This is a genomic window from Streptomyces sp. NPDC059524, from assembly GCF_042749255.1.
GTDB lineage: Bacteria > Actinomycetota > Actinomycetes > Streptomycetales > Streptomycetaceae > Streptomyces > Streptomyces xanthii.
Map to the genome: position 1 here is coordinate 16,377 of NZ_JBHYTK010000023.1, position 9,646 is coordinate 26,022.

The following is a 9,646-nucleotide window of genomic DNA, read 5'->3' on the forward strand; positions in this document are numbered from 1 at the left end:
CCCCCCCGGGGGGGGGCCGCGGCGAGGGGGGGGGGGGGGCCGCGGCCCCCCCCCGGGGGGGCGCGCCCCGGGGGGGGCCGCGCCCCCCCCCTTTCCGCTGTGCGCGGAGCGTTACGCGGCGAGGAGCTTGCGCACGCGGTCCGCGCCGACGGCGAGGAGGAGCGTGGGCAGACGCGGGCCGGTGTCGCGGCCGACGAGCAGGTGGTAGAGCAGCGCGAAGAAGCTGCGCTGGGCGGTCTTGATCTCGGCCGGGAGTTCCTTGGCCGTGGCGTCGGCGGGGTAGCCGGCCTGGACCTTGGGGACGCCGTAGACGAGGTGGGTGAGCCCGTCGAGGGACCAGTGTTCGTCGAGGCCGTCGAGGAGCAGGGCGATCGAGGCGCGGGAGGCGTCGTCGAGGCCGGCGAGGGCCTCGGTGTCGGGCTCGGTGCGCACGATGGTGCGGGACTCGGCGGGGACGTACTTGCTGATCCAGGCCTCTGCCTTGTCCAGCCGGGGCCGGACGGGGGTGAGGTCGGTGACGGGGTTCTCCGGGTCGAGCTCGGAGAGGATGCGCAGGATCTGCTCCTCGTCGCCGGCGGTGACGTCGGCGGCGGCGGCCAGGGTGCGGTAGGCGAGGGGTCGCTCGGTGCGGGGGAGCTCGCCGGCGGCGGTGCCGACGGCGCGGCTGTGGGCGGCGGCGTCGGCGGGGAGCACGGTGCCGTCGGCGACCTTGGCGCTGAGCTTGTCCCACTCGTCGTAGAGCCGCTGGATCTCCTGGTCGAAGGCGATCTTGAACGACTGGTTGGGGCGGCGGCGGGCGTAGAGCCAGCGCAGGATCTGCGGCTCCATGATCTCGAGGGCGTCTCCGGGGGTGGGGACGCCGCCCTTGCTGGAGGACATCTTGGCCATGCCGCTGATGCCGACGAAGGCGTACATGGGGCCGATGGGCTGCTTGCCGCCGAAGACCTGGTCGACGATCTGGCCGCCGACCTGGAAGGAGGAGCCGGGCGAGGAGTGGTCGACGCCGGAGGGCTCGAAGATGACGCCCTCGTAGGCCCAGCGCATGGGCCAGTCGACCTTCCAGACCAGCTTGCCGCGGTTGAACTCGGACAGGCGGACGGTCTCGGTGAAGCCGTCGAGGGTGCAGGTGTAGGACAGCTCGGTGGTGTCGTCGTCGTAGGACGTGACGGTGGTGAGGTCCTTGCCGCACTCGCCGCAGAACGGCTTGTACGGGTAGTAGCCGCCGGTGCCGCCGCTGCCGTCGTCCTCGGACGCGGCGCCGGAGCCTTCGGCGGCCTCCAGCTCGGCCTCGTCGACCGGCTTCTGGCCCTGCTGCTGCTTCGGGGCCTTCTTCGGGTCCTTCTTCGTCCGGTACTGGTCGAGGATGGCGTCGATGTCGCCGCGGTGCTTCATCGCGTGCAGGATCTGCTCGCGGTAGGTGCCCGAGGTGTACTGCTCGGTCTGGCTGATGCCGTCGAACTCGACGCCGAGGTCGGCGAGGGCCTGGACCATGGCGGCCTTGAAGTGCTCCGCCCAGTTCGGGTACTCCGAGCCGGCCGGGGCCGGGACGGAGGTGAGCGGCTTGCCGATGTGCTCGGCCCAGGACGCGTCGGTGCCGGGGACGCCGTTGGGCACCTTGCGGTAGCGGTCGTAGTCGTCCCAGGAGATGAGGTGGCGCACCGTGTACCCGCGGCGGCGGATCTCGTCGGCGACCAGGTGCGGGGTCATGACCTCGCGGAGGTTGCCGAGGTGGATCGGGCCGGACGGGGAGAGGCCGGAGGCCACGACGACCGGTTTGCCCGGGGCGCGGCGCTCGGACTCGGCGATGACATCGTCCGCGTAACGGGACACCCAGTCCTGGGTGTCCGCGCCTGTGCTCTGGGCCACGATTCGGTCGTCCTTCTCTGCGATGCGGTGAAGCGGGTGAGCTCTGCTGCGGCCATTCTCCCAGTTACCCGGCGCTGGGGGGAAACGCGTTGTCGTGCGGCGCCGGCGATCTGCGGAAAAACCCCGTTGCCGCCCCGTGGGATACTGAGCGGGACTAACGAGAACCAGCCCCGACCAGAACGGCAGCCCATACCCATGGCCCCGGTCACGTCCATCACCGCCAACGTCAACGCACGCCTCGCCGACGCCCTGACTTCCGCCCTGCCGGAGGCCGGCGGCGCGGACCCGCTGCTGCGACGTAGCGACCGGGCCGACTACCAGGCGAACGGGATCCTGGCCCTCGCCAAGAAGGCGAAGGCGAACCCGCGGGAGCTGGCCGCGCAGGTGGTGGAGCGGATCACGACCGGTGACCTGCTCGCCGACGTCGAGGTCTCGGGCCCCGGCTTCCTGAACGTGACGGTCGCCGACCGGGCGATCACCGAGACGCTGGCCGCGCGTGCCGCGGACGGCGACCGGCTGGGCGTCCCGCTGAAGGAGATCCCGGGCGTCACGGTCGTCGACTACGCGCAGCCGAACGTGGCGAAGGAGATGCACGTCGGCCACCTGCGTTCGGCGGTCATCGGTGACGCGCTGCGCGCGATGCTCGACTTCACGGGCGAGAAGACGATCGGCCGGCACCACATCGGCGACTGGGGCACCCAGTTCGGCATGCTGATCCAGTACCTGATCGAGAACCCGGGCGAGCTGTCCGCGGAGACCGACACGGACGGCGAGCAGGCCATGTCGAACCTGAACCGGGTGTACAAGGCGTCGCGTGCCGTGTTCGACGCGGACGAGGGCTTCAAGGAGCGGGCCCGCAAGCGGGTCGTCGCGCTCCAGTCGGGCGACAAGGAGACCCTCGACCTGTGGCAGCGTTTCGTCGACGAGTCGAAGGTCTACTTCTACTCGGTCTTCGAGAAGCTCGACATGGAGATCCGCGACGACGAGATCGTCGGTGAGTCGGCGTACAACGAGGGCATGCCGGAGACGGCGCGTCTGCTGGAGGAGATGGGTGTCGCCGTCCGCTCCGAGGGCGCGCTCGTGGTGTTCTTCGACGACATCAAGGGCAAGGACGACAAGCCGGTCCCGCTGATCGTGCAGAAGGCGGACGGCGGTTTCGGGTACGCGGCCTCCGACCTCACCGCGATCCGTGACCGGGTCCAGAACCTGCACGCCACGTCGCTGATCTACGTGGTGGACGTGCGGCAGTCGCTGCACTTCAAGATGGTGTTCGAGACGGCGCGGCGCGCGGGCTGGCTGGGCGACGACGTCACGGCTCACAACATGGGCTACGGCACGGTGCTCGGCGCGGACGGCAAGCCGTTCAAGACGCGTGAGGGCGAGACGGTCAAGCTGGAGGACCTGCTCGACGAGGCGGCCGAGCGGGCCACGGCGGTCGTGCGGGAGAAGGCCGAGAAGGTGGGCCTGACCGAGCAGGAGATCGTGGAGAACGGCCGGTACGTGGGCATCGGCGCGGTGAAGTACGCCGACCTGTCGACGTCGGCGAACCGCGACTACAAGTTCGACCTGGACCAGATGGTGTCGCTGAACGGCGACACGTCGGTGTACCTGCAGTACGCGTACGCCCGGATCAAGTCGATCCTGCGCCGGGCCGACGCGGGTGACGCCCCGGTCGCCCACCCGGAGCTGGCCCTGGAGCCGGCGGAGCGGGCGCTCGGCCTGCACCTGGACGCGTTCGGCGATCTGGTCTTCGAGGCCGCCGCCGAGTACGCGCCGCACAAGCTGGCCGCGTACCTGTACCAGCTGGCGTCGCTGTACACGACGTTCTACGACCAGTGCCCGGTGGTGCGGCCCCGGCCCGCCCAGGAGGTCGTGGAGAACCGCCTGTTCCTGTGCGACCTGACGGCCCGCACCCTCCATCAGGGCATGGCCCTCCTGGGCATCCGCACGCCCGAGAAGCTCTGACCTCGGGACACCGTCACTGCTGTTCGACGCGTTCGATCCAGTCGCTGCCGCCCAGGGGATAGTCGTACCCTGGGCGGCCTTCGTTGGCGCTGGTGCGGAACGGGGTGCCGTGGTCGTCGATGCGGACGGTGCCGTGGCGTGAGCCGCTGGACCAGTCGAGGGTGAGGTACCAGCGCACGTCGTGGGCCTTGGTGTGCGCGGTGATGTAGAAGACCTCGGGGTCGGACTCGCTGACCTTGTACGGGAAGTCGCGCTGGCCGTTGATGCCGCTGACGGTGGGGCTGCCGGCGTCGAGGGGGACGTCGAAGGACTTGGTGTCGACGCCGCCGCCGCAGCCGACGCCCATCGCGTAGTCGTTCCAGGCGAGCGGGGCGGACTTCCCGGCGATCGTGACGTGGAGCGCCTCGAGTACGACGGTGTCGGCGCCGGTGCCCTGGAGGGTGAGGGCGACGCGCTGTTCGCCGCCGGAGACGGCGCCGTAGGCGGAGGCCCACTTGGCCGCGGTCTCCTCGTTCGCGGGCGGGCCGACCTGGGCGGGTTCGCTGTCGACGAGGAAATGCTGGCTGCAGGGCTGGTCGTAGACGTAGGGGCGGGTGCCTACGGTGAACGGGGTGCCGGTGGCGTGGCCGCCGCCTGATTCGGTCGCGCCGGTCTCGGCGGCGCCCCCCTTGTCGCGGTTCTTGTCCTTGTCTCCATCCCCGTCCTTGTCCTTGCCGTCGATCTTGTCGTTCTCGCGCCGGTCGGTGGTGGAGGGGGGCGGGGAGGCGGACACGGAGGTGGCGGCGCTCGGGGCGGTGGACTGCCGGACTCCGGCCGCCTGCTGCCGGTCGGAGTCGTCCCCGCCGCGTCGGAAGAGACTGACGCCGAGGACGGTGGTGCCGAGGACGGCGGCGACGGTGAGGGCGGCGATCAGGGCGGTGCGGCGGCGGGGCCGGGGTTCGTCGGGGACCGGTTCCGGAGACGGCGCCGAAGCCTCGGCCGGGGTGGGAGCCGGTACGGGAGCTGAGGACGGGGAGGCCTTACGGCTGCCGCTCCCCCGGTTCGCGTCGGCGAGGATCCACCGGCGATGCAGTTCGACCAGTTCCTCGGGGGTCGCCTTGCACACGCGGGCTAGCCGTTCCACGGGCGCGTAGTCGGTCGGGACGGCCGTGCCGTTGCAGTACCGGTGCAGCGTGGACGTGCTCATGTGCAGCCGCTTCGCGAGCGTGCCGTAGCTGAGTCCGGAGCGGTCCTTGAGCGCGCTCAGCAGCTCCGCGAACCCGTCGGCCGCGTCCACCGCGCCGGCCCCTGTTCCCCCTGACACCTGTTCCTCCATCCCCCCGTGTCCCGTCCCACCGTTCCAGGGGACACGCGTTCTTCCTGGTCAGAGCCCGTATCGGCGTTCCAGTGTCCCCAACTGCCCGGCGGGCGTGGCGGCTGGGACAGATCACCGCGCAGGCTCCTGTCATCCAAGCACCACCCCGCACCGGAAGCCGAAGGGGCTCGACCGACATGACCAGCACCCGTACCGCCCGCACCGCCCGCGCCCGCCTGTTCCTCTCCGCGGCGACCGTCGCTCTGGCCGCGCTGTCACTGACCGCGTGCGACGACGGTTCGGGCGTCGAGGACGAGGGGACGGCGGGGGCGTCGTCCTCGTCCGGCGACGCGAAGCCGGCGGCGTCCACGAAGCCGTCGGACACCGCGGCCGGTGACGGTGTGGCGCAGGGAGAGAAGACCCCGTCCACGCCCGGCAGGGAATCCGGGAAGGGACAGGGCGGGAGCGCGGGTTCGGGCCAGAGCTCTCCGGTCACCTGCGACGGCTCGAACACCAAGACGGTCGCGGCCCCCCTCACCCGCCCCGTGAACCACATGCTTCTCACCGTCACCAACACCGGAACCCGCCCCTGCTTCCTCTACGGCTACCCGTCGGTGAGGTTCGGCGAGGCGCAGTCCGTCCCGCCGGTGATCGCCGACTCGAAGCCGCAGGCGGTCGTGACGCTGTCCCCGGGCGAGGCAGGCTACTCCTCGGTGAACCTCTCGGCGGCCGACGGCAGCGGCGCGAACGGCTACACCGCGAAGTCGCTGACCGTCTACTTCCAGTCCCGCTCGGGCGAGGGCCTACCCTCCGGCGCCACCCCGTCCGTCCCCCCGAAGGGCGTCTACGTGGACGACTCCCTCAAGGTGACGTACTGGCAGCAGTCCCTGGACGACGCCGTGTCCTGGTGACTCCGGCAGGGGCAGGGCCGGCAGGGGGGGGCGGGGTTCCGGGGAACTCGCCCACGGCCCCGCCCGTTCTCCGGAGGACCGGGGAACAGGACGACACGCGGGGGCTCTCATGGCGCTGTTCGGGAACGCTCACACCATCGATCCGGGGAAGGCCGCGCACGAGTACGCGCGGTTGCTCGGGCAGGGGGAGCAGGTCTACGGGGCGTATCAGTTGGTGCGGGACGCGATTCTGCTCACGGACCGGCGCATGATCATGATCGACAAGCAGGGGATGACCGGGAAGAAGGTCGAGTACCACTCGCTGCCGTACCGGAGCATCACGCACTTCTCCGTGGAGACGGCGGGGCATTTCGATCTGGACGCGGAGCTGAAGATCTGGGTGTCGGGGACGGCGGCGCCGATCGAGAAGACCTTCACCAAGGGGGTCGACATCTATGAGGTGCAGGCGATCCTGACGCAGTTCGTCACGCGCTGACCGATGGCGTACGCGTACGTGGCGGAACTCGCGGCCCGCGCCGAGGCGTTGGCCGTGCCGGGTGCCCGGCGGATCATCGGGATCGCCGGGCCGCCCGGTGCGGGCAAGTCGACGCTGGCCGCTGCCGTCGTGGGGGCACTCGGCGGGGCCGCGGTGTCGGTGCCGATGGACGGGTTCCATCTCGCCGACGCCGAGTTGGCGCGGCTGGGGCGCGCGGACCGCAAGGGGGCGCCGGACACGTTCGACGCGTACGGGTACGCGGCGCTGCTGGCGCGGCTGCGGGAGCCGCGGGCGGGCGAGACGGTGTACGCGCCGTCGTTCGAGCGGGACCTGGAGCAGCCGGTCGCGGGCGCGCTGCCCGTGCCGCCGGAGGTGCCGCTCGTCGTGACGGAGGGGAACTATCTGCTGCTCGACGAGGCGCCCTGGTCGGACGAGGTACGGCCGCTCCTCGACGAGGTGTGGTGGGTGGCGGTGGACGAGGCGACGCGGGTGAGCCGTCTCGTCGCCCGCCACGTGGAGTTCGGCAAGTCCCCGAAGGAGGCCCGCGCCTGGGTCCTGCGCTCGGACGAGGCGAACGCCCGGCGGGTGGCCTCCGGGCGGTCGCGGGCCGACGTGGTGGTGGATCTGGACGGTGGGGTGCTGCGTCAGGCCCGCTTGTAGTGGTAGTCGGCGTTCGAGAGCCTCTGGACGAGTCCGCCGCTCGCCTTCGTGAACGTCGACGCCTGGGTGGGGGTCCAGCAGTATCCGGGGTTCGATCCGACGAGGTGGGACGCGCCCACGCTGATGCTGCTGCCCGAGGCGCTGACGGAGGTCACCTTCGCGTCGTAGGGGCAGTTGTTGTACGGGAAGTCGCGGTACCGGACCGCGCCGGCGCTGGTGATCGTGACCGTCCCGGCCACGCCCTGGTTGTAGACCTCGTCGAGTTTCCACGTGCCGACGAAGGCGGCGGGGATGCTGCCGGTGGAGCCCCCGGAGCCCGAACCGGAGGTGCCGCCGGAGGACCCGCCGGAGGTCGACGCGGAGCCCGAGCTCGAGGAGCCCCCCGAAGCCGAGCCGGAGTCCGTGCCTGATCCCGCCGAGGAGGACGTGTCGCCGCCGGAGTCGGCGCCGCCGCCTTGCTCCCCCGTGGCACCCGACGCGCCGCCGGCACCCTGGTCCGCGTTCTCCTCCTCGCCTCCGCCCTGCTTGTCCCCCGCCCTGTCCGTGTCCTTGTTCTTGTCCTTCGCCTTGTCGTCGTCCTTGTTTCCCGTGCGGGACGGCGACGCCTTGGAGGGCGTCGGGGACGTGACGCCGGGAGTCGCGGGGCCCGTGGTGGCCGGGGGTGCCCCACGGTCGGTGTCGTCCCGGGCGAAGGGCTGGAGGGTGAGCACCGTCGTGGTGGTCACGGCGACGACCACGACCGCGGGCAGCAGCAGGGTCACGGCGCGCTTGCGGCGCCCCGGATCGGAGGGGGCCGTGGCGGCGGGGGCCGGGCCGAGGTCGATCGTCATGCGGTCGGCGGGGGCGGGTTCGCGTACGGGTTCGGCTTCCGCGTCGAGGAGTGCCGCCGACTGGACCGCGAGCCGGGCGACCACGTCGTTCGGCAGCCACACCGGGGAGCAGCCCGGCTCCGGCGTGCCTTCGAGGTCGGCCAACAGGGCGGTCACGGCGGGGCGTTCGGCCTCGTCCTTGATCAGGCAGCGGGCGATCAGCGCCCGCAGCTCCGGATCTTCCACGGCGTCGAGGTCGGGCTCGTCGTTCGCCACCCGGTACATCACCGACAGCTGATTGCTGAGGTCCCGGCCGAACGGCAGCGACGCCGTCGCCGCGTACATCAGCACACAGCCCAGTGTGAACACGTCGGTCTTCGGGCCGACCTGCTCACCCCGGATCTGCTCCGGCGACATGAAGCCCGGCGACCCGATCACCATGTTCGTACTGGTCAGCAGCGCTTCCACCGAAGCCTGCACCGCGCTGGCGATACCGAAGTCGATCACCTTCGGGCCGCTCATCGTGACCATCACGTTCGGCGGCTTCAGATCGCGGTGGACGACCCCGGCCTCGTGGATGTCGGCGAGCGCGTGCAGCAGACCGACCGCCAGGCGGCGCACCGAGTCGGCGGGGAGCGGACCGTGGTCCCGGACGACATGTTCGAGGGACAGGCCGGGGACGTAACCGGTCGCGACCCACGGAGTCTCGGCATCCGGGTCCGCCTCCAGCACCGGTGCCGTGTACCGCTCGTCGACCCGGCGCGCCGCGTCCACCTCGCGCCGGAAACGCGCCCGGAACCGCGGGTCCTGCACGTGCTCCTCGTGCACCACCTTCACCGCGACCGTCCGGCCGCCCTCGGTACGCGCCAGGTAGACGCGACCCATGCCGCCCGCACCGAGACGGCCCAGGAGGAGATAGGGGCCGATGCGGGTGGGGTCGGTGAACTTCAGCGGTTTGATGCCGCCGGGTGGTGTGCTGTCGCCCTCGTTCTCGTTTCCGCGTTCGTTCTCGTTCTCGTTGTCGCCCTGCGGACCGGTCATGTCCCGCCTCCCCCGTCAACTGCCGTTCAGTCACGAACGGCCCACAGGCTAAGGGGTGTTGGCGGAAAGTGGAGCGGTGAACGGATCAAGAGATGAGGGTTGTTCCACAATGGCCGACATTCGACGACGGAACCGCGACCTGTCATCGCGCGTCGGGGAACCAAGGCACTACGGGGATCACCGTCAGGTCCGCAGTTTCTGCTTCACCACCTTCCCGCTGGCGTTGCGCGGAAGTTCCGTCACGAACGCGACCTCGCGCGGCACCTTGAAGTTGGCCATCTCGCGGCGGGACCAGGCGATGAGGTCGTCGGCGGTGGTCACGGCCCCGGGGCGCCGGACCACGTACGCCTTGCCGACCTCGCCGAGCCGGCCGTCGGGGATGCCGACGACCGCGACGTCGGCCACGTCGGGGTGGAGGCCGAGGAGTTGCTCGATCTCGGCGGGGTAGGCGTTGAAGCCGCCGACGATGAACATGTCCTTGATGCGGTCGGTGATGCGGAGGTAGCCGTGGGGGGGCCCAGCCCCCCCCCCCCCCGGGGGCCCCGCACCCCGGCCGGGGGTGGGGGGTCGGGGCGGGGGGGGGGGGGGCGGGGATACACCCCCAAACAAACTTAACCCACTCAAC

At 71.2% G+C, this 9,646-nt stretch carries 7 protein-coding genes and 1 pseudogene; 4 read left to right on the forward strand and 4 right to left on the reverse strand.

The annotated features are described in order from the left end of the window. Positions 1 to 111: 111 nt before the first annotated feature. On the reverse strand, positions 112 to 1,866 hold the full coding sequence (gene lysS, locus ACFW9D_RS09635) for a lysine--tRNA ligase (RefSeq protein ID WP_223206013.1): 1,755 nt from the start codon (positions 1,864 to 1,866) through the stop codon (positions 112 to 114). A gap of 195 nt (positions 1,867 to 2,061) precedes the next feature. Between lysS and argS the strand changes: the two genes are divergently transcribed. Continuing rightward, the gene (gene argS / locus ACFW9D_RS09640) at positions 2,062 to 3,831 is read left to right on the forward strand and encodes an arginine--tRNA ligase (protein ID WP_188337520.1); all 1,770 of its coding nucleotides are present in this window, start codon (positions 2,062 to 2,064) and stop codon (positions 3,829 to 3,831) included. Between the two features lie 13 nt (positions 3,832 to 3,844). Here the strand turns inward: argS and ACFW9D_RS09645 are convergent, their stop codons facing one another. Next, on the reverse strand, positions 3,845 to 5,146 hold the full coding sequence (locus tag ACFW9D_RS09645; RefSeq protein ID WP_384619740.1) for a helix-turn-helix domain-containing protein: 1,302 nt from the start codon (positions 5,144 to 5,146) through the stop codon (positions 3,845 to 3,847). Between the two features lie 176 nt (positions 5,147 to 5,322). Here ACFW9D_RS09645 and ACFW9D_RS09650 point away from each other — a divergent pair, with 176 nt between their 5' ends. From ACFW9D_RS09650 to ACFW9D_RS09660, 3 genes are all read left to right on the forward strand, one after another. Beyond that, positions 5,323 to 6,036 (forward strand): DUF4232 domain-containing protein, encoded by a 714-nt coding sequence (locus tag ACFW9D_RS09650; RefSeq protein WP_384619743.1) that lies wholly within the window; start codon positions 5,323 to 5,325, stop codon positions 6,034 to 6,036. 109 nt (positions 6,037 to 6,145) lie between these two features. Beyond that, positions 6,146 to 6,511 (forward strand): PH domain-containing protein, encoded by a 366-nt coding sequence (locus ACFW9D_RS09655; protein WP_188337521.1) that lies wholly within the window; start codon positions 6,146 to 6,148, stop codon positions 6,509 to 6,511. A 3-nt stretch (positions 6,512 to 6,514) separates the two neighbouring features. Beyond that, positions 6,515 to 7,171 carry a nucleoside/nucleotide kinase family protein gene (locus ACFW9D_RS09660; protein ID WP_384619747.1) on the forward strand — a complete coding sequence of 219 codons (657 nt, stop codon included), beginning with the start codon at positions 6,515 to 6,517 and terminating at the stop codon, positions 7,169 to 7,171. On the opposite strand, the gene ACFW9D_RS09665 is transcribed toward ACFW9D_RS09660, so the two are convergent. Both ACFW9D_RS09665 and ACFW9D_RS09670 read right to left on the reverse strand, forming a co-directional pair. Further along, complete coding sequence (locus tag ACFW9D_RS09665; RefSeq protein ID WP_384619749.1) at positions 7,156 to 9,021, reverse strand: serine/threonine-protein kinase; 1,866 nt, start codon at positions 9,019 to 9,021, stop codon at positions 7,156 to 7,158. The two genes, ACFW9D_RS09660 and ACFW9D_RS09665, sit on opposite strands and share 16 nt — an antisense overlap. A 183-nt stretch (positions 9,022 to 9,204) precedes the next feature. Continuing rightward, positions 9,205 to 9,528, reverse strand: a pseudogene (locus tag ACFW9D_RS09670) (fatty acid--CoA ligase family protein); the annotation flags it as partial. Positions 9,529 to 9,646 lie beyond the last annotated feature (118 nt).

Coding starts and splice junctions, on each gene's coding strand:
- argS (WP_188337520.1), top strand. CDS start 2,062: ATGGCCCCGGTCACGTCCATCACCGCCAACGTCAACGCACGCCTCGCC.
- ACFW9D_RS09645 (WP_384619740.1), bottom strand. CDS start 5,146: ATGGAGGAACAGGTGTCAGGGGGAACAGGGGCCGGCGCGGTGGACGCG.
- ACFW9D_RS09650 (WP_384619743.1), top strand. CDS start 5,323: ATGACCAGCACCCGTACCGCCCGCACCGCCCGCGCCCGCCTGTTCCTC.
- ACFW9D_RS09655 (WP_188337521.1), top strand. CDS start 6,146: ATGGCGCTGTTCGGGAACGCTCACACCATCGATCCGGGGAAGGCCGCG.
- ACFW9D_RS09660 (WP_384619747.1), top strand. CDS start 6,515: ATGGCGTACGCGTACGTGGCGGAACTCGCGGCCCGCGCCGAGGCGTTG.
- ACFW9D_RS09665 (WP_384619749.1), bottom strand. CDS start 9,021: ATGACCGGTCCGCAGGGCGACAACGAGAACGAGAACGAACGCGGAAAC.